We start from the raw sequence: 18364 nt of genomic DNA on the forward strand, positions 1-18364 counted from the left end.
TCCGTCCGCCCATCAGTTACGCGCCGGGACGCCTGCGGTGAGAAGCACTCGAAGCCGGTTGGATGCTCAGTCGTGACCGCGCCACAACCCACCGGGCTAAATCACCTGATATAGGGCAGCCTCACGACTGCTTGGCCGCGTCGTCTATAACGATCTGGGCAACCTCACGCATGCTCAGCCGCCGGTCCATGGACGCCTTCTGGATCCACCGGAACGCCTGCGGCTCCGTCCAGCCGTGCTGCGCCATCAGCTGACCCTTGGCCCGCTCCACCAGCTTTCTGGTCTCCAGCCGCTCCGACAGGCTCGACACCTCGGCCGCCAGCGCGACCATCTCCTCGTGCCTGCTGACCGCCATCTCGATGGCCGGCACCAGATCCGCCTTCGTGAACGGCTTCACCAAATAGGCCATCGCCCCCGCGTCCCGCGCACGTTCCACCAGGTCCCGCTGGGAAAAGGCGGTCAGGATCAGACACGGGGCGATCCGTTCCGCCACGATCCGCTCCGCCGCCGAGATGCCGTCGAGCACCGGCATCTTGACGTCCAGGATGACGAGGTCGGGCCTCAGCTCGGCGGCCAGCCGGATCGCCTGCTCACCGTCCCCGGCCTCGCCCACGACGACGTAGCCGTCCTCCTGGAGCATCTCCTTGAGGTCGAGGCGGATCAGGGCCTCGTCTTCCGCGATCACTACTCGCCGCTGCGTACTCACGAGCAGAAGAGTACCGACGTCCGGTAGATTAGATCCACGCCGGAGCGATGTGGCCCCAGGTTGAGCTAAGCTTCAGCCGTGCGAGATCACTGAGTCCGGACATTTCCGGATTCAGGCCCCGGTATTCCAATTGGCAGAGAAGATGGCCTCAAAATCCATTCAGTGTGGGTTCGAGTCCCACCCGGGGCACTGACTGACCGCCCGGTTCTCTTGGCCGGGCGGTTTTGTCGTGCCCTATGCGTCACTCTCCGCTTATAATGTATCGCGTTTTGTAACGAATCCCTTCGCCGGCTCGCCTCGGGACTCAGCATCAGCGGGGCGAGCCCCGCATCACCCGGGCCGCAGCCTGCCGATGGCCACTGACCTACCAGGGCACGCTCCCAGCGTCGTCGAAGAAGCAGCCTGTCGGCCCGTCCGGCGGCAGGGTGGCGAGCTTGACGATGATGGCGGCGCCCTCGGCGGCCGTACGGGTGATGGGGAACGGCAGGTCCTTGGTGAAGTCGGTGGCGCACGCGCCGGGGGCGGCGGCGTTGACCAGGATGCCGTCCTTGCGGAGCTCCTTGGCGTACTGAACGGTCAGCTGGTTGAGCGCCGTCTTGGACACCGGGTAGGTAGCGGAGGCCGGCAGGCCGGACATGTAGTGATCGGGGTCGGTGTGGTGGGCGAGGGAGCCGGCGCCGCTGGACACGTTGACGATGCGGGCCGCGGGCGAGCGTCTGAGCAGGGGTAGCAGGGTGTTGGTGACCAGCAGGACGCCGATGACGTTCGTCTCGAACACCTCCCGCACGGTCGGCGCCGCCGTCGCGCTGGGAAGCCCGTGCAGCGGGCCGGAGATGCCGGCGTTGTTGACGAGCACGTCGAGGCGGGTCAGGGTGGCGGCCGCGGCCTCGACCGTGGCCGGGTCGGTGACGTCGAGGACGACCGGCCGCACATCGCCCCCGGCCGCGCGCAGCCGCGCGGCGGCCCGCTCCCCGCGCGTCCGGTCGCGGGAGCCGAGCAGCACTGTCAGGCCCTTGGCCGCGAGCGCGGCGGCGACCTCGTATCCGATGCCCTTGTTCGCCCCGGTCACCAGAGCTGTTGTTCTGTCCGTCATGTCGGGAAGCACATCACCGGGTGGCGTCGCGGGGCCAACACCGGCTGGGTCATGGGCAATACCCTGGAGGTATGGAGACACGCGAGCTGGCCTACTTCCTGGCGGTCGCGGAGGAGCTGCATTTCGGGCGGGCGGCCGAGCGGCTCGGGATGGCGCAGCCGCCGTTGTCGCGGGCGATCCAGAAGCTGGAGCGGCGGCTGGGGGTCCCGTTGTTCGACCGGTCCGGTCGCGGGATCTCGCTGACCTCGGCGGGCGAGGTGCTGGCCAGGGAGGCGGCCACGGTCCTCGACGCGGTGGCCGCGGCGACGGCGCGCACACGGCGGGCGGGGCGGGCCGATCCGCGGCTCGTGGTGGCGCTCAAGCCGGGCGGCGACGGCGGGCTGCTGCCGGACATCCTGGAGGCGTACCGGGCTCATCCCGACGCCGTCGAGGTGGAGCTGGTGTTGTGCGGGGTGGCGCAGCGGGCGCAGCTGGTCCGGGACGGCACGGCTGACGTGGCGTTCCTGCACATCCCGTACGAGGAGCTGACGGGGTTCGACAGCGAGCCGCTCCGGGTCGAGGGCAGCGTGGCGATCGTCCCCCGGGGGCACCGGCTGGCGGGGCAGGCGTTCGTGCGTGTGGCCGAGCTCGAGGCCGACCCGACCCCCTTGTGGCCGCGGCGGCATGCGGACATCAACGATCCGGCGACGCTGATGCAGCTGGTCGCGCTGGGACGGTTGATCGCGATGGCGCCGGAGTCGGTGACGCCCCACCTGCGGCGCGACCTGGTGTGCGTGCCGGTCCTGGACGGCACGCCGACGACAGTGGTGCTGGCCTGGCCGGAGCGGACACGGTCACGGGCGCTGGCGGCGTTCGTGCGTACGGCCTCGGCCGTCGCCGAGCGCCTCTCCCCCGCGCCGGGCTGATGAGCTTTCGGGACCGCTCCCACCGGGAATAGCCGTCTCGAGATCGCCGAGTACGGGGGTGGGCGGGATGCCGCTGAGCGTAGCGGAGCGGGAGGCGTTCCTGGCGGAGCCGCAGATCGGGAGCCTGGCCGTCGAGGCGGGCGAGGGCCGGGCGCCGCTGGCGGTGCCCGTCTGGTACGACTACAGCCCCGGCGGGGAAGTCCGGTTCCTGACGGACGGCGACTCGGTCAAGGCGCGGCTGATCGCGAAGGCGGGCCGGTTCTCGATGCTGGTGCAGCGGGTCAGCCCGACTTATCGGTACGTGTCCGTGGAGGGACCCGTCCTACGTACCGATCCGACGACGCTGGAGGATCTGACCCGCATCTCCGCCCGCTACCTGCCGCCTGACGCGGTGGAGGGTTATGTGCAGGGCTCGGACCTGCACGCCCTCGTGACGTTCAGGATGCGCCCGGAACGCTGGCTCTCGGCCGACCTGGGCGCCCTCGGCTGACCCGCCCGCCTGCCACGGCACGGCCTGTCGGCCATGGCGCCTTGGCCGACATGGACTGACCTGATGCCTTCGACGGACTCGCGGACCGGTATTTTGGGCGCGTGACGACTGCTATCGATCCCACCTCGACCGGCGCGTTCGGCGTCGGCCTCGCGACCATCGCCGCCGACGGCACCGTGCTCGACACCTGGTTCCCCGCCCCCGAGCTGGGCGAGGCGCCCCTCTCGGGCACCGAGCGGCTGTCCGCCGACGAGGCCGGTGAGCTGGCCTCGCTGACGGGCCCCGACACGGCGAGGGGCGTGGAGGTGGTGGCGGTGCGCACCGGCATCGCCAAGCTGTCGGAGGCGCCCGCGGACGCGCACGACGCCTACCTGCGCCTGCACCTGCTCTCCGCGCGCCTGATCAGGCCGCACGGGGCCAGCCTTGACGGCGTTTTCGGCCTGCTGGCGAATGTCGTGTGGACCAACTTCGGCCCGTGCCCGGTTCCTGACTTCGAGCAGACGCGCCTGCGACTGCGGGCGAGGGGCGCGGTGACCGTCTATGGGGTGGACAAGTTCCCGCGCATGGTGGACTACGTGCTGCCGTCGGGCGTGCGGATCGCCGACGCCGACCGAGTACGCCTGGGCGCGCACCTGGCCGCCGGCACCACCGTCATGCACGAGGGCTTCGTGAACTTCAACGCCGGCACGCTGGGCTCGTCGATGGTCGAGGGCCGGGTCTCGGCGGGCGTCGTGGTCGGCGACGGCTCCGACGTGGGCGGCGGCGCCTCGATCATGGGCACGCTGTCGGGCGGCGGCAAGCAGGTCATCTCGATCGGGCAGCGCTGCCTGCTGGGCGCGAATGCCGGCATCGGCATCTCGCTGGGCGACGACTGCGTGGTGGAGGCCGGCCTGTACGTGACGGCGGGCACGAAGGTCGCCCTCCCGGACGGCAAGGTGGTCAAGGCAGCCGAGCTGTCGGGCGCGGACGGCATCCTGCTGCGCAGGAACTCGCAGTCGGGCGCGGTCGAGGCGGTCCCCCGCACCGGCACCGGCATCGAACTCAACGCCGCCCTGCACGCCAACTGACGCCTGGGGCCCGACCCTCGCGCCCCAGGCACGCGCCGGGCGCGGGGCTTCGGGCGGCGTGCCCACGGCCGGCGCGCTGGGGCGACATCATGCCGCGAGGTGCGCATGAGCACACGGCCCGCGGACGTCGCCGTCGGTGCGGCTCACCGGCCGAGCGGCGAACCACGGCCTCGGTCGAGGATGCGCCGTAACGGCGGCGCGCCGGTGAAGCTGGTAACCGTCCCCCTGGAAGGTCGGCCACCAGCGTCGGCGGTTGGAGCCAACGTGGCCCTGCCGTAAAGAAGGGAAATCTAACTCGCGTGGGACACCGCGGAGCCGATGGTGTGGACGCGGAGGGCGTTGGTGGAGCCCGGGGTGCCGGGAGGCGAGCCGGCCACGATGACGACCTTGTCCCCCTTCTCCAGCCGTCCCAGCGACAACAACGACGCCTCCACCTGCCGCACCATGTCATCGGTGTGATGCACGAACGGCACGTGGAACGTCTCCACCCCCCACGTCAGCGACAGCTGCCCCCGCACGTGGGGCGCCGACGTGAAGGCGAGCAGCGGGATCGGCGAGCGGTAGCGGGCCAGCCGCCGCGCCGTCTCGCCCGACATCGTGAAGGCCACCAGGGCCTTGGCGCCGACGATGGCGCCGACCTCGGCCGCGGCCCGCGCGATGGCGCCGCCGGTCGTCTCGGGCATGCGCTCCAGCGTGTGCGTGGCGCGCAGCGACGACTCCTCGGCGGCGCAGGCGATGCGGTCCATCGTGGAGACGGACTCGATCGGGTAGTTGCCGACCGAGGTCTCGCCCGACAACATGACCGCGTCGGCACCGTCCATGACCGCGTAGGCCACGTCGGAGGCCTCGGCGCGGGTGGGGCGGGGGGCGTTCATCATCGAGTCGAGCATCTGCGTGGCGACGATGACCGGGCGGGCCTTCTCCCGGCACAGCTCGATGATGCGCCGCTGCACGATCGGCACCTGCTCAAGGGGCAGCTCGACGCCGAGGTCGCCGCGGGCGACCATGATGCCGTCGAAGGCCTCGACGATGTCGGGGAGGCGGTCGACGGCCTGCGGCTTCTCGATCTTGGCGAGCAGCGGCAGGCGTACGGCCTCCTGCTCCATGATGTTGCGCACCACGTCGGCGTCGGACGGGCGGCGGACGAAGGACAGGGCGATCATGTCGAAACCGGCGCGCAGCGCCCAGCGCAGGTCGGCCTCGTCCTTGTCGGTCAGCGCGGGCGCGCTGACGTTGACGCCGGGCAGGTTGAGCCCCTTGTTGTTGGAGATCATGCCGCCGATGACGACGCGGGTGATGACGCGCTCCCCCTCGACCCGGGTCACCTCGAGCACGAGGCGCCCGTCGTCGACGAGGATCGTGTCACCGGGCCGCACATCGTAGGGCAGGCCCTTGTAGGTGGTGGAGACCTGCTCGCGGTCGCCCGGCACGTCCTCGGCGGTGATCGCGAAGACGTCGCCGAAGCCGAGCCTGACGGGGCCCTCTTCGAAGGTGCCCACCCGGATCTTGGGGCCCTGCAGGTCGGCGAGCACGCCTACGCCACGGCCGAGATCGGCCGCCACTCTCCTCACCCGGTCGAGGACCTCTCGGTGCAAGTCATGGGTGCCATGACTGAGGTTGAACCGCGCCACGTCCATGCCCGCGGCGATCAGCTCGCGGAGGCGTTCTTCGGACGATGTGGCGGGGCCTAGGGTGCAGACGATTTTCGCGCGACGAGTCACGAGTCCTACCTTAATTGGTACAGACCACTTGGCAGTCACTGACGCCGGAGAACGTACCCGACGTAAGAGAACAGCACGAGAACGGCCACCCCCAGGCGTGCCAAGTTCGTGTACGCCTCAGGGTAGATCACGCCCTCGATGTAGTGGTCGATGAATCCGGACGCCGGCAGCCCTTCCATTCCGGCCTGCCGTCGCCCCCAGTCCTCGGCCAGTGTCAGCGGGCACTCTACCCCGGTCACGATCGACGACACGCCCCAGGCGGCCACGGCGAGGTGGATCCAGATCGTCCGCCGCCACCGCCACGCCAGGAACCCGCCCACCGCCATGTAGGCGAGGAATAAGAAGTGCACCACCATCGCGGCGTCCGCGACGAGGCGATACATCATGGTTCGAAGGTAGCCGCCTTCCAGGCGTCCACCATGCCATGGCCGTAGAAACCGTTACGCGATCGATCGCCTTCGCACACATGGGTGTCGGTCTGGCCGTACGCCTTGTAGACGTACTGGCGGGGTTCCGGGCACGGCTTCTGGACGGCGCTCTTGTAGAGAAGGTCCTCGACGGTGGCGGGGTCGAGGGCGAGGCCGCCGGCGCCGGGCTTGCCGAAGCGGCTGACGAGGATGGCGGCGACGCCGGTGGCGTGGGGGGCGGCCATGGAGGTGCCGTCCAGGTACTGGTAGTACGAGCACGGGGTGCGCGTGCAGTCCCGCACGACGTCCGCGCCCTTCGGCTTGCCCGAGGCGTCGATCCGGCCGGCGGCGCGCAGCACACGCTCCGGAGCGGCCCCCAGGATGGACCTGGTGGCCTTGGCTCCCTTGCCGTCGAGCACGTCGCCGCCGGGGGCGGACACGTCGGTCTGCTCGACGCCGTAGTCGCTGTAGATGGCCTTGCGCCCGGAGGGGCCGAGCGCGGAGACGGAGATGACGCCGGTGGACTCGGCGGGCACGTTGATGCAGGAGTTGTCGACCCGGCGGACTTTCTGCTCGCCTTCGGGGTAGCCGGGGCTCTTGTCGTCGACGGTGGGGCGCCCGAGGTCGGTGGAGCCGTTGCCGAGCGCCGAGAGCAGCGTCACGCCCTTGCCGCGGGCGTAGTCGATGGCCCGCTGCACACCGGTGATGATGGCCTGCTGCTCGAGCTGCTGCTTCGTGTTGTCGGACTTGTTGTTCTTGCAGTTGAACAGCCAGGGGTCGACGAAGTAGCTCATGTTGGCGACGTCCACGCCGATGTCGGCGGCGTACGTGAGCGCGTCGAGGGTGGGCTTGAGGAAGAAGAACCCGGAGTCCTGACCGGCTCTGATGTTCACCAGCCGCACGCCGGGGGCGACGCCGGCGACGCCGATGTGGTTGATCGGTGAGGCGATGGTGCTGGCCACGTGGGTGCCGTGGCCGTCGTCGTCCTCGTCGACCGGGTCCTTGCAGTCCTTGGCCTCGCAGGGGCCGTCGAGCGTCTCGCCGTTCTCGTCCTTGGGTTTGTCGGTGACGAAGTTGCGGCTGAGCCGGCGGTCGAAGTTGGGGGCGATGTCGGGGTGTTTGCCGTCGACGCCGGTGTCGATGATCCCGACCAGCACCTGCTTGCTGCCGGGGACCTTGGCGTTCGCCCGGTCGGCGCCGATCATCCGCATGTCCCACTGGCGGCCGGCGAGCGGCTCGCCTGTGGTGTCCCCGCTCAGCGCCGACGCGCCGGGGAACGAGGCGGATCCGGTACGGCGGGCCGTGGCGAAGCCGATGGCCCGGTCCGGCGAGACGCCGACGATGGCCGGGTCGGTTCCTAGATTCTCCACGAACGTGTTCCCGCCGCCCTTGGCCAGGAGGTAGCCGAGCCGGCCGTCCTCGCCCACGGTGGTGCCGCCCGCCTGCTCGACGGCCTCCACCGCCTCCTGGTGTCGGCCTGTGGCGTAGAAGACGAGGTAGTCGGCGCGCTGGGCGGAGGGTTTGTTCTGCGTGCCACGGCCCGCGGGGGGTGTGGGCGAGCAGGCCGCAAGCGTGACGACGGCGGCCAGCGCCGTCAAACAGCAGGCGACTCGCCGCATTGCTCCCCCATCCGCCGACTGGCCGCAGAACCTGCATCTTCCCGACACTCACCGGCTGATGCAACTTAGTGATGAAATTTCGGTCGATGGGTGGCGAAACGGGGCTGGCACGCGGTGGGCTCAGCGGGTGAGGTCGATCTGGACGCCGCCGAGCATGACCTGCCGGGGCATCGGACGGGCCAGGAACTCGTGCGGGAAGCCCAGGTCGACCCGGCTGGCGTCCTCCAGGGCGGCCAGCTGACCCTCGGTGAAGCGCACGTCGAGCGCCCCCAGATTGTCCTCCAGCTGCACCGATGTCCGGGCGCCGATGATGGGCGCCGTCACGCCCGGGTTGAGCATCGTCCAGGCCAGCGCGACCTGCGACGGCTTCGCCCCCATCTCGGCTGCGACCTGCTTGACCACGTCGGCGATGCCCAGCGCCCGCTCGGTGAGCGCGCCGTTGGCGGCCGCGACGTTCTTGCGGCTGCCCGCCGGGTCGGACGTGCCCTGCCCCACGTCCAGGTCGGCCCGGGTGTACTTGCCGGTCAGCACGCCGCTGGCCAGCGGCGACCACGGGACGACCCCGAGCCCCATCTCCCGCGCCATGGGGATGAGGTCGCGTTCCACCGTGCGCTCGATCAGGCTGTACTCGATCTGCAGGGCGACCAGCGGCGCCCAGCCGCGCAGGTCGGCGATGGCCTGCATGCGGGAGACCTGCCAGGCGGGCGTGTCCGAGATGCCGACGTAGAGGACCTTGCCCATCCTGACGAGGTCGTCCATGGCGCGCAGGATCTCCTCGACCGGGGTGGTGAAGTCCCAGGCGTGCAGGTAGAGCAGGTCGATGAAGTCGGTGTTCAACCGGCGCAGACTCGCCTCGACCGACTGGACCATGCTCTTTCGGTGGTTGCCGCCGGAGTTCGGGTCCCCGGCCCGCCGCGCCATGGTGTACTTCGTGGCGATCACGACCTGTTCGCGCCGGCCCGACGCGAACTCGCCGACCAGCGTCTCGGACGTGCCTTCCGTGTACTGGCTCGCGGTGTCGACGAAGTTGCCGCCCCGGTCCACGTACGCGTCGAAGATCCGGCGGGACTCGTCCTTGTCCGAGCCCCAGCCCCAATCCGTCCCGAACGTCATGGTTCCCAGGGCCAGCGGCGAGACCCGCAGCCCGGAACGGCCCAGCAAGCGGTAGGTGTCAAGAGTCGTCATGCCTTCCAGGTTGCTCCGCGCGGCGGGCCGGGAGAAGGGAAGGCTCTTCCTGGGATCGGCTTTCCCAGGCATAGGATCGAGATGATGAGCACCGTGGACCAGACGCGCGAACTGGCGGCCTTCCTGCGCACCCGCCGCGAACGCCTGGATCCGCGGGACGTCGCGCTGCCCGCCCGCCGCACCCAGCGCCGCACCCCCGGCCTTCGCCGCGAGGAGGTCGCCGAGCTGGCCGGCGTCAGCGTCGACTACGTCATCCGCCTGGAGCAGGGCCGTGGCCTGCGTCCTTCGCCGGAGGTGCTGGAGGCGCTGGCCGGGGCGCTGCGCCTGAGCGACGACGAGCGGGTCTACCTGTTCGACCTCGCCCAGCAGCGGCCGACGGGGCGGCCTTCCGCGCGCCCGCGGGCCGAAGCCGACGAGGCAGGCCCGATCTCCCGGCTCGTGCTCGACCTGTCCCCGCTGCCGGCCATGCTGCTCAACCACCGTTTCGACATCATCGCGTGGAACCCGGAGATGGCGGCCCTGGTGGTCGACTTCGGCACGCTGCCGCCCGAGCAGCGCAACAGCATGTGGCTCTGCACGCTCCACCCCGGCCTGCGGGACTTCTACCGCGATCGGGAGCGCACGCTGCGCGAGGGCATCGCGGATCTGCGGGCCGCGTGGGCGGCCCACCCGGACGACACGGCCCTGTCGGAGTTGATCGACGAGCTGACCTCCGGTAGCGAGGAGGTCGCCCGCCTGTGGGCGCTCAGGGACGTCCGAGTGAACGGCCGGGGCAGGAAACGGCTGCGGCACGCCACGGCCGGCCCGCTGACCGTCGAATACGAGGTGCTGGCCCCGCTGCAGGCCCCCGGCCAGCGGCTGGTCATCTACCGCGCCGCCGACCCGGCGTCCCGGCGCGCGCTGGACGCCGTCACGGCCACGTGCGACCGCGTGAGATCGCTCGTGAGCGCCGAAGCCCCGGCGGCCGGACACGCCTGATCGCAGGCGCGCCCGGCGGCCGGGGCAGGAGACGTCAGACCAGCGGCCGCGCGGTCGGCAGGATCGGGTAGGGCAGTGCCGTCTCCCCGGTCAGGTACCGGTCCACGCCCGAGGCGGCGGCCCGCCCCTCGGCGATGGCCCACACGATGAGCGACTGTCCGCGGCCCATGTCGCCGGCCACGAACACGCCGTCCACCTGGGACATGTACGTCTTGTCGCGCGAGACGTTGCCCCGCTTGTCGTAGAAGCCGTCACCGCCGGCCTCGGCCAGGTCCTGCAGCAGCGAGCCCTTCTCGGGGCCGAGGAAGCCCATGGACAGGGTGACCAACTCGGCCGGGATCTCCCGCTCGGTGCCGGGGATCGGCTTGAACCCGGCCTGCGGCCCCTCGACCTCGACCAGCCGCAGCGCCCGCACGTTGCCGTCGGCGTCGCCGACGAACTCGGTCGTGGACACCGCGTACACCCGCTGCCCGCCGCCGTCGGCCAGCTCCTCGTGGGCGCTCTCCATCTTGAACAGGATGGGGAACGTGGGCCACGGCTGGCTGCCGGGCCGGGACGCGGGCGGCTGCGGCATGATCTCGAGCTGCGTGACGGACTTGGCGCCCTGCCTGATCGCCGTGCCGATGCAGTCGGCGCCGGTGTCGCCGCCGCCGATCACCACGACGTGCTTGCCCTCGGCCGATATGGCCGGGACCGCGTAGTCGCCCTCCTGGACCTTGTTGGACAGCGGCAGGTACTCCATCGCCTGGTAGATGCCCTTGAGCTCGCGCCCGGCCACCGGCAGGTCACGCCACTGGGTGGCGCCGCCTGCCAGCACGACGGCGTCGAACTCCGCGCGCAGGTCGGCGGCGGTGACGTCGACGCCGACGTTGACGCTCGTGCGGAACTCGGTGCCCTCGGCCCGCATCTGCTCCAGGCGGCGCTCGATGTGCCGCTTCTCCATCTTGAACTCGGGGATGCCGTAGCGCAGCAGGCCGCCGATGCGGTCGGCCCGCTCGAACACCACCACGTCGTGCCCGGCCCTGGTGAGCTGCTGGGCGGCGGCCAGGCCCGCGGGGCCCGAGCCGACGACCGCGACCTTCTTTCCGGTCTTGACGGCCGGAGGCTGCGGGGTCACCCAGCCCTCGGCGAACGCCCGGTCGATGATCTCGACCTCGACCCGCTTGATCGCCACCGGGTCGGAGTTGATGCCGAGCACGCACGCCGCCTCACAAGGAGCCGGGCAGAGCCTGCCGGTGAACTCCGGGAAGTTGTTGGTGGCGTGCAGCCGCTCGATCGCCTCGCGCCAGTCGGTGCGGTAGACGAGGTCGTTCCACTCGGGGATGAGGTTGCCCAGCGGGCAGCCGTTGTGGCAGAACGGGATGCCGCAGTCCATGCAGCGGGCCGCCTGCTTGGTCAGCTTCTCCTGCGAGAAGTCCTGGTAGACCTCACGCCAGTCGCTGATCCGCACGTCGACGGGGCGGCGCGCCGGCAGCTCCCGGTCGTGTGTGAGAAAACCCTTGGGGTCAGCCATTCGGTACGCCTCCCTATCCCTGAACAGTGGTCGACCAGCACAGCCCGCCAAGGCGGCACGGCTCATTACGGCGGGTCATGACTGCACGTGCTTTGGCCAGTACAGCCCGCCCATGGCGGCACGGCACATTACGGCGGGTCATGATTGCACCGCAGCCGCCATGACGGCCTCGTCGATGTCCCTGCCTTCGATGCGGGCGGCCTCGGCGGCGGCCAGCACCCTCTTGTAGTCGGTCGGCATGATCTTGCCGAACCGGCCCAGCGCCGCATCCCAGTCGGCCAGCAGCTCCTTGGCCACCGGGGAGGCGGTCTCCGCGAAGTGCTTCTCGACGGTCTCCTTGAGGAACTCGGCGTCCTCCTCGGTGAGCGCCTCGATGGCGACCATCTCGCGGTTGACCCGCTCGGCCTTGAGGTCCAGCAGGTACGCGATGCCGCCCGACATGCCGGCCGCGAAGTTGCGCCCGGTGGGTCCGAGGACGACGGCCCGGCCGCCGGTCATGTACTCGCAGCCGTGGTCGCCCACGCCCTCGACGACCGCCGTGGCGCCGGAGTTGCGTACGCAGAACCGCTCGCCGACGACGCCGCGGATGAACACCTCGCCGGACGTGGCCCCGTACAGGGCGACGTTGCCGGAGATGATCTGCCCGTCGAGCGGGGCCTCCTCGTGCGGGCGGACGGTGACCCGGCCGCCGGACAGGCCCTTGCCGAGGTAGTCGTTGGCGTCACCGGTCAGCCGCAGCGTGATCCCGCGCGGCATGAAAGCGCCGAACGAGTTGCCCGCCGAGCCGGTGAAGGAGATGTCGATGGTGTTGTCGGGCAGGCCCGCGCCGCCGTACCGCTTGGTGACCTGGTAGCCGAGCATGGTGCCGACCGTGCGGTTCACGTTGCGGATGGGCAGCTCCAGCGTGACCGGGGCGCCCTCGTTGAGCGCGCCCTCGGCGAGCTGGATGAGCGTGTTGTCGAGCGCGTGCTGCAGGCCGTGGTCCTGCTCGACGACGCGGTGCAGCGCGGTGCCCGCGGGCAGCTCCGGCTGGTGCAGGATCGGCGACAGGTCGAGCCCGCTGGCCTTCCAGTGCTCCTCGGCGGCCGTCATGTCGAGCATCTCGACGTGCCCGATCGCCTCGTCGAGCGAGCGGAAGCCCAGCTCGGCCAGGTATTCGCGGATCTCCTCCGCGATGAACTCGAAGAAGTTGACCACGAACTCGGGCTTGCCGGTGAACCGCTTGCGCAGCTCGGGGTTCTGCGTGGCGACGCCCACGGGGCAGGTGTCGAGGTGGCAGACCCGCATCATCACGCAGCCGGAGACGACGAGGGGCGCGGTGGCGAAACCGTACTCCTCGGCGCCGAGGAGCGCGGCGATGACGACGTCGCGGCCGGTCTTGAGCTGGCCGTCGACCTGGACGACGATGCGGTCACGCAGGTCGTTGAGGAGCAGCGTCTGCTGGGTCTCGGCCAGGCCGAGCTCCCACGGCGCGCCCGCGTGCTTGAGCGACGTCAGCGGCGAGGCGCCGGTGCCGCCGTCGTGCCCGGAGATGAGCACCACGTCGGCGTGTGCCTTAGACACACCCGCGGCCACCGTGCCGACGCCGACCTCGGCGACCAGCTTCACGTGGACCCTGGCCTCCGGGTTGGAGTTCTTCAGGTCGTGGATGAGCTGGGCCAGGTCCTCGATCGAGTAGATGTCGTGGTGCGGCGGCGGCGAGATGAGGCCGACTCCGGGCGTGGAGTGCCGGGTCTTGGCGATCCACGGGTAGACCTTGTGTCCTGGGAGCTGGCCGCCCTCGCCCGGCTTGGCGCCCTGGGCCATCTTGATCTGCAGGTCGGCGGCGTTGACGAGGTATTCGCTGGTGACGCCGAACCGGCCGGAGGCCACCTGCTTGATCGCGGACCTGCGGGCGGGGTCGTAGAGCCGCTCGGGGTCCTCGCCGCCCTCGCCGGTGTTGGACTTGCCGCCCAGCTGGTTCATCGCGATGGCGAGCGTCTCGTGCGCCTCCATCGAGATGGAGCCGTACGACATCGCGCCGGTGGAGAACCGCTTGACGATGCTCTCGACGGGCTCGACCTCGTCGATCGGGATCGACTGGCCCTTGCGCAGCTTGAACAGGCCACGCAGGGTCATCAGCCGCTCCGCCTGGGAGTCCACGAGGTTCGTGTACTCCTTGAAGATCTCGTAGCGGCGGGTCCTGGTGGCGTGCTGCAGCTTGAAGACGGTCTCGGGGTTGAACAGGTGCGGCTCGCCCTCGCGCCGCCACTGGTACTCGCCGCCGACCTGGAGCCTGCGGTGGGCGTTCTCCGCCCGCGGGTAGGCGTGGCGGTGCCGCTGCGCGACCTCCTCGGCCAGCACGTCGAACCCGACGCCGCCGAGGCGCGAGGTGGTGCCGGTGAAGCAGGAGTCGATGACCTCCTGGCTCAGGCCGAGCGCCTCGAAGATCTGCGCGCCGGTGTAGGAGGCCACCGTCGACACGCCCATCTTGGACATGACCTTGATGACGCCCTTGCCGTACGCCTTGATGAGGTTGCGCACGGCCTTGCGCTTGTCGAGCTGGAGCGCGCCGGTGTCGACCAGGTCCTCGACGGTCTCGATGGCGAGGTAGGGGTTGATCGCGCCGGCGCCGTACCCGATGAGCAGCGCCATGTGGTGGCACTCGCGGGCCTCGGCGGTCTCGACGACCAGGCCGATCTTGGTGCGGGTCTTCTCCTGGATCAGGTGGTGGTGCACCGCGCCGGTGAGCAGCAGCGACGGGATCGGCGCCAGGGTCTCGGAGGAGCCGCGGTCGCTGAGCACGATGATGCGCGCGCCGTCGGCGATCGCCTGGGACGCCTCGGCCCTGATCTCCTCCAGGCGGCGCAGCAGCGCCTCGCCGCCGCCGGCGACCTCGTACAGGCCGCTGATGACACGCGGGTGGAAGCCGGGCAGGTCGTGCTCGTCGTTGATGTGGATGATCTTGGCGAGCTCGTCGTTGTCGATCACCGGGTACGGCAGCACCAGCTGACGGCAGGAGCTCGGCCCCGGGTCGAGCAGGTTGCCCTCGGGCCCGATGGTGCTGGCCAGCGAGGTGACCAGTTCTTCACGGATCGCGTCCAGCGGCGGGTTGGTGACCTGCGCGAACAGCTGGGTGAAGTAGTCGAACAGCAGCCGCGGCTTCTCGCTCAGCACGGCGACGGGCGTGTCGGTGCCCATCGAGCCGATCGGCTCCTGGCCCACCTTGGCCATCGGCGACAGGATGATGCGCAGCTCTTCCTCGGTGTAGCCGAAGGTCTGCTGCCGCTTGACGAGCGCCTCGTGGGTGGGGATCTCCCGCTGGCGGGCCGGCAGCTCCTCGAAGCGGACCAGGCCGGCGTGCAGCCATTCCTCGTACGGCAGCTCGGCGGCCAGCTCGGCCTTGATCTCATCGTCTTCGATGATCTTGCCGCGGGCGGTGTCGATGAGGAACATCTTGCCGGGCTGCAGGCGGCCCTTGCGTACGACGTCCTCGGGCTTGATGTCCAGCACACCGGCCTCGGAGGCCAGCACGACCAGGCCGTCGGCGGTCACCCAGAAGCGTCCGGGGCGCAGGCCGTTGCGGTCGAGCACGGCGCCGGCCAGGGTGCCGTCGGTGAAGGTGATCGAGGCGGGGCCGTCCCAGGCCTCCATCATCGAGGAGTGGAACTCGTAGAAGGCCCGGCGGGCCGGGTCCATCTCCGTGTGGTTCTCCCAGGCCTCGGGGATCATCATCAGCACGGCGTGGGGCAGGCTGCGGCCGCCGATGTGGAGCAGCTCCAGGGCTTCGTCGAAGCTGGCGGTGTCGCTGCCATCCGGGTCACAGATGGGGAAAAGTCGCGAAATATCGCCGGGGATGTGGGAGGAGGCCAGCATCGCCTCGCGGGCCCGCATCCAGTTGCGGTTGCCCTTGACCGTGTTGATCTCGCCGTTGTGGGCGATGTAACGGTACGGGTGCGCCAGCGGCCAGCTGGGGAAGGTGTTGGTGGAGAAACGCGAGTGCACCAGCGCGATGGCGGTGTCGTAGCGCTCGTCGGACAGGTCGGGGAAGAACGGCTCGACCTGGTCGGGAGTGAGCATGCCCTTGTAGACGATCGTGCGCGCCGACAGCGAGGGGAAGTAGACGTCCGCCTCGTGCTCGGCCCGCTTGCGCAGGCAGAACGCCAGCCGGTCCAGCTCCAGCCCCTCGCGCCCGTCGGGGCTCGACACGAACAGCTGGCCGAAGTGCGGCATGACGGCCCGGGCGCTCGGCCCCGGCAGCTCGCGGTCGACCGGCACGTCACGCCAGCCGAGCACGGTGAGGCCTTCCTCGGCCGCGATCTCCTCGATGAGGCCCGTCGCCACGCTTCTGGCCTGCTCGTCGAACGGCAGGAAGGCGATGCCGGTCGCGTACGCGCCGGCGGCGGGCAGCGCGAACGGCACGCTCGCCCGGTAGAACACATCGGGAATCTGCGTCAGGATCCCGGCCCCGTCGCCGGTGTCCGGCTCGCTACCCTTGGCCCCCCGGTGATCAAGGTTGCACAGCGCCGTCAGCGCCTTGACCACGATCCCATGCCCCCGGCGTCCCGCGACGTCGGCGACCATGGCGACACCGCAGGCATCGTGCTCGTTGGCGGGGTGGTACAGGCCCTGGGGCTCGGGGAACCCGAGGTGGGCAGCAGGCATTGAATCCCTCCCGTCGTCATCGTCTGTCTCGAAAACCAGCTACAGGCGGGGACGACGTTGGCCCTGCTGCATATTGTGGGTAGAGGTTACCGCACCCTGCCGGAATGGTGCCCGCCACGTCCGCATTGCGAACATTCGAACCCGTTCCAGCATCCGAACTCCCTATCCCAAACCTCGGGCATGGGCGGCGAAATTCCCGTTCTGAGCAGCGATTTACGCACAGGGAGCGATTTCTTTCCACCCACCGCAGGACGGTCATCGCCCGCCCTCCGTCACCCGCCTGCCTGCCTTGGGGCGCCGCCCTCATCCGGCGCCGGCCCAGACCGCTGCCGGGGAAGCCCAGCCCGCCTCAGACGCCGATGACCGGGCGAGTGCCGACCGGCTGCCACGCAGCCGAGCCCTGGACCCTCGATAGGGTTGGACCATGGAGCGGGTCGAGGCGGAGCGTGACAGTGCTGGGCAGGTCCGGACGGGGCGGGACGGCCTGGAACGCCTGCTCGACGCCGCAGGAGCGGAGAGCAGGCGGCTGCGGCACGCGTTGACGCTCCTGTGCGACGGCCAGTGGTGGACGCTCGCGGATCTGGTCAGGGCCAGCGCCACGTCGAGGCGTACCATCGAGACCCTGCTCCGCGAGCTCCGCCTGGAGCAGGACGGAGACCGCCTCCGGGTGCCGCTCACCCACACGCCCGACTATCAGGACCTCCTCGCCGTGGCCCCGCCTCCCGAGGACCCGGTGGCCCACCTGGTCCCCCACTACGCCCACGCCCTGGAACGCCTCACCGAGTCGATCGCCGGGGCCCCGCGCGCCCGTCACGTGCTGGATCACGTCTCCGCCACGCCGGACACGGTGCTGCGCCGCGCGCTCCTGCTCGGCGCCCGCTTCTGGCTCCCTGGCACGCGCCTGCTGTGCGTCGGCGACCACGACCTCACCTCCCTGGCCGTCAAACTCGTCCACCCCGAGGCCGACGTGACCGTGGTCGACATCGACGAGCGCATCCTGGCCTACATCGACGACCAAGACCTGGGCGTCCGCACCCGCTGGGCTGACCTGCGCCTCGGCCTGCCGGCCTCGGCCAGGGACCATGACCTGGCGCTCACCGACCCCCCGTACACGCCGGAGGGCGCCGGCCTGTTCGTGGCGCGCGCCGTGGAGGGCTTGACGGACGACGGACGGGTGTTGCTCGCGTACGGGGCGAGCGAGCGCACACCGATGCTGGCCTTCAAGGTGCAGCAGGCCCTGTCGGAGCTCAACCTCACGTACGAGGCGATCTACCCGGACTTCAACCGGTATCTCGGCGCGGAAGCCATCGGCTCCGCCGCTGACCTGTACATCCTGCGCCCCACCACCAAGACGCGCCCGGCCGTGACGTCCCGCCTGAGCCGTCTGACGACCGCCATCTACACCCAAGGCCCACAATCGGTAGAAACCTCCCAAAACGCCCTTACAGCCCCGCACACGCCCTCTCCTGCGCCCGCCCTGCCGCTGGACTTCGATCCGGACCTGCTGGTGGGCGACTGGCCGAAGGATCTGCGCCAACCCCGGGTCAAACTCTCGACCTGGCTCGCCAAGCCGTACGCGGCGGCCGCGGACCGTGTGGCGATCGCCGTGCCGCCCGGTCTGGAGACCGCGCTCCCCCGCCTGCTGCTGGCCACCCGCGCCGGCCACGTACGCGTGCTCGGGACCGATCTCCCCCCGCTCCCCGACGTGCTCGCCGCCGTCTACAAGCTGAGCACCGACGCCGGCTCGCTCGACGCCGTACGCCTCCCGCCGCCCGACGGCGAAGCGCCGAGCGTCCTGCGCAGGATCCTGGACCACGGCCACGCCAAGCTGGCCAACACGTGGCGGGAGGCGCTCATCGCGGTGGCCCGCGCCCAGGGCGCCACGCTCACCAAGAACGAGGCCCGCACGCTCATCCGCGAGGCCGCCCCGTGGTCGGATGACCTCACCCCGCTGGAGGCCCCGCTGCACCGCCTGGCGGCCCTCCCGTCAGCGGTCGCGGCGACGATCTCGGCCCTCACCACGACCACCTGAGAGC

The 18364-nt window shown here is 70.4% G+C and carries 13 protein-coding genes and 1 tRNA gene; 6 read left to right on the forward strand and 8 right to left on the reverse strand.

Annotated elements, in window-relative coordinates; all coding sequences use genetic code 11:
- Positions 1-121: 121 nt before the first annotated feature.
- Positions 122-706 carry an ANTAR domain-containing response regulator gene (locus tag ETD86_RS16045; RefSeq protein WP_246147933.1) on the reverse strand — a complete coding sequence of 195 codons (585 nt, stop codon included), beginning with the start codon at positions 704-706 and terminating at the stop codon, positions 122-124.
- Between the two features lie 115 nt (positions 707-821).
- On the opposite strand from ETD86_RS16045, the gene ETD86_RS16050 reads away from it, so the two are divergent.
- A tRNA-Leu gene (locus ETD86_RS16050) sits at positions 822-895 on the forward strand.
- A 175-nt stretch (positions 896-1070) separates the two neighbouring features.
- Here the strand turns inward: ETD86_RS16050 and ETD86_RS16055 are convergent.
- On the reverse strand, positions 1071-1799 hold the full coding sequence (locus ETD86_RS16055) for an SDR family NAD(P)-dependent oxidoreductase (RefSeq protein WP_211370082.1): 729 nt from the start codon (positions 1797-1799) through the stop codon (positions 1071-1073).
- Between the two features lie 71 nt (positions 1800-1870).
- Here ETD86_RS16055 and ETD86_RS16060 point away from each other — a divergent pair, with 71 nt between their 5' ends.
- From ETD86_RS16060 to dapD, 3 genes are all read left to right on the forward strand, one after another.
- On the forward strand, positions 1871-2704 hold the full coding sequence (locus ETD86_RS16060) for a LysR family transcriptional regulator (RefSeq protein ID WP_138666954.1): 834 nt from the start codon (positions 1871-1873) through the stop codon (positions 2702-2704).
- 67 nt (positions 2705-2771) lie between these two features.
- On the forward strand, positions 2772-3194 hold the full coding sequence (locus ETD86_RS16065; RefSeq protein WP_138666955.1) for a pyridoxamine 5'-phosphate oxidase family protein: 423 nt from the start codon (positions 2772-2774) through the stop codon (positions 3192-3194).
- A gap of 101 nt (positions 3195-3295) precedes the next feature.
- Positions 3296-4261: a 2,3,4,5-tetrahydropyridine-2,6-dicarboxylate N-succinyltransferase gene (gene dapD, locus ETD86_RS16070; RefSeq protein ID WP_138666956.1), complete on the forward strand. Its 966-nt coding sequence runs from the start codon at positions 3296-3298 to the stop codon at positions 4259-4261.
- A gap of 290 nt (positions 4262-4551) precedes the next feature.
- Here dapD and pyk read toward each other — a convergent pair whose 3' ends face one another.
- The 4 genes from pyk to ETD86_RS16090 form a co-directional block, all read right to left on the reverse strand.
- Positions 4552-5982, reverse strand: a complete 1431-nt coding sequence (gene pyk / locus ETD86_RS16075) for a pyruvate kinase (RefSeq protein WP_138666957.1) — start codon at positions 5980-5982, stop codon at positions 4552-4554.
- 35 nt (positions 5983-6017) lie between these two features.
- The gene (locus tag ETD86_RS16080) at positions 6018-6368 is read right to left on the reverse strand and encodes a DUF2784 domain-containing protein (RefSeq protein ID WP_138666958.1); all 351 of its coding nucleotides are present in this window, start codon (positions 6366-6368) and stop codon (positions 6018-6020) included.
- On the reverse strand, positions 6365-8008 hold the full coding sequence (locus ETD86_RS16085; RefSeq protein WP_246147934.1) for a S8 family peptidase: 1644 nt from the start codon (positions 8006-8008) through the stop codon (positions 6365-6367). Before ETD86_RS16085 ends, ETD86_RS16080 begins: the two co-directional genes overlap by 4 nt.
- 120 nt (positions 8009-8128) lie before the next feature.
- Positions 8129-9193, reverse strand: coding sequence for an aldo/keto reductase (locus tag ETD86_RS16090; RefSeq protein WP_138666959.1), 1065 nt, complete (start codon positions 9191-9193; stop codon positions 8129-8131).
- A gap of 84 nt (positions 9194-9277) precedes the next feature.
- Here ETD86_RS16090 and ETD86_RS16095 point away from each other — a divergent pair, with 84 nt between their 5' ends.
- On the forward strand, positions 9278-10171 hold the full coding sequence (locus tag ETD86_RS16095) for a helix-turn-helix domain-containing protein (protein ID WP_246147938.1): 894 nt from the start codon (positions 9278-9280) through the stop codon (positions 10169-10171).
- 34 nt (positions 10172-10205) lie between these two features.
- Here ETD86_RS16095 and ETD86_RS16100 read toward each other — a convergent pair whose 3' ends face one another.
- Both ETD86_RS16100 and gltB read right to left on the reverse strand, forming a co-directional pair.
- Positions 10206-11684 carry a glutamate synthase subunit beta gene (locus ETD86_RS16100; protein ID WP_138666961.1) on the reverse strand — a complete coding sequence of 493 codons (1479 nt, stop codon included), beginning with the start codon at positions 11682-11684 and terminating at the stop codon, positions 10206-10208.
- A 138-nt stretch (positions 11685-11822) separates the two neighbouring features.
- On the reverse strand, positions 11823-16328 hold the full coding sequence (gene gltB / locus ETD86_RS16105; RefSeq protein WP_211370083.1) for a glutamate synthase large subunit: 4506 nt from the start codon (positions 16326-16328) through the stop codon (positions 11823-11825).
- 424 nt (positions 16329-16752) lie between these two features.
- On the opposite strand from gltB, the gene ETD86_RS16110 reads away from it, so the two are divergent.
- The gene (locus tag ETD86_RS16110; RefSeq protein WP_246147935.1) at positions 16753-18360 is read left to right on the forward strand and encodes a bis-aminopropyl spermidine synthase family protein; all 1608 of its coding nucleotides are present in this window, start codon (positions 16753-16755) and stop codon (positions 18358-18360) included.
- The last annotated feature ends 4 nt before the right edge of the window (positions 18361-18364 follow it).

The organism is Nonomuraea turkmeniaca (assembly GCF_005889735.1).
Taxonomy (GTDB): Bacteria; Actinomycetota; Actinomycetes; order Streptosporangiales; family Streptosporangiaceae; genus Nonomuraea; species Nonomuraea turkmeniaca.

Bases quoted from the DNA above. Each gene is read 5' to 3' on its own strand.
- gltB (WP_211370083.1), bottom strand. From the start codon at position 16,328: ATGCCTGCTGCCCACCTCGGGTTCCCCGAGCCCCAGGGCCTGTACCAC.
- ETD86_RS16090 (WP_138666959.1), bottom strand. From the start codon at position 9,193: ATGACGACTCTTGACACCTACCGCTTGCTGGGCCGTTCCGGGCTGCGG.
- ETD86_RS16060 (WP_138666954.1), top strand. From the start codon at position 1,871: ATGGAGACACGCGAGCTGGCCTACTTCCTGGCGGTCGCGGAGGAGCTG.
- ETD86_RS16100 (WP_138666961.1), bottom strand. From the start codon at position 11,684: ATGGCTGACCCCAAGGGTTTTCTCACACACGACCGGGAGCTGCCGGCG.
- ETD86_RS16055 (WP_211370082.1), bottom strand. From the start codon at position 1,799: ATGACGGACAGAACAACAGCTCTGGTGACCGGGGCGAACAAGGGCATC.
- ETD86_RS16080 (WP_138666958.1), bottom strand. From the start codon at position 6,368: ATGATGTATCGCCTCGTCGCGGACGCCGCGATGGTGGTGCACTTCTTA.
- ETD86_RS16110 (WP_246147935.1), top strand. From the start codon at position 16,753: ATGGAGCGGGTCGAGGCGGAGCGTGACAGTGCTGGGCAGGTCCGGACG.
- ETD86_RS16065 (WP_138666955.1), top strand. From the start codon at position 2,772: ATGCCGCTGAGCGTAGCGGAGCGGGAGGCGTTCCTGGCGGAGCCGCAG.
- ETD86_RS16085 (WP_246147934.1), bottom strand. From the start codon at position 8,008: ATGCGGCGAGTCGCCTGCTGTTTGACGGCGCTGGCCGCCGTCGTCACG.
- ETD86_RS16095 (WP_246147938.1), top strand. From the start codon at position 9,278: ATGAGCACCGTGGACCAGACGCGCGAACTGGCGGCCTTCCTGCGCACC.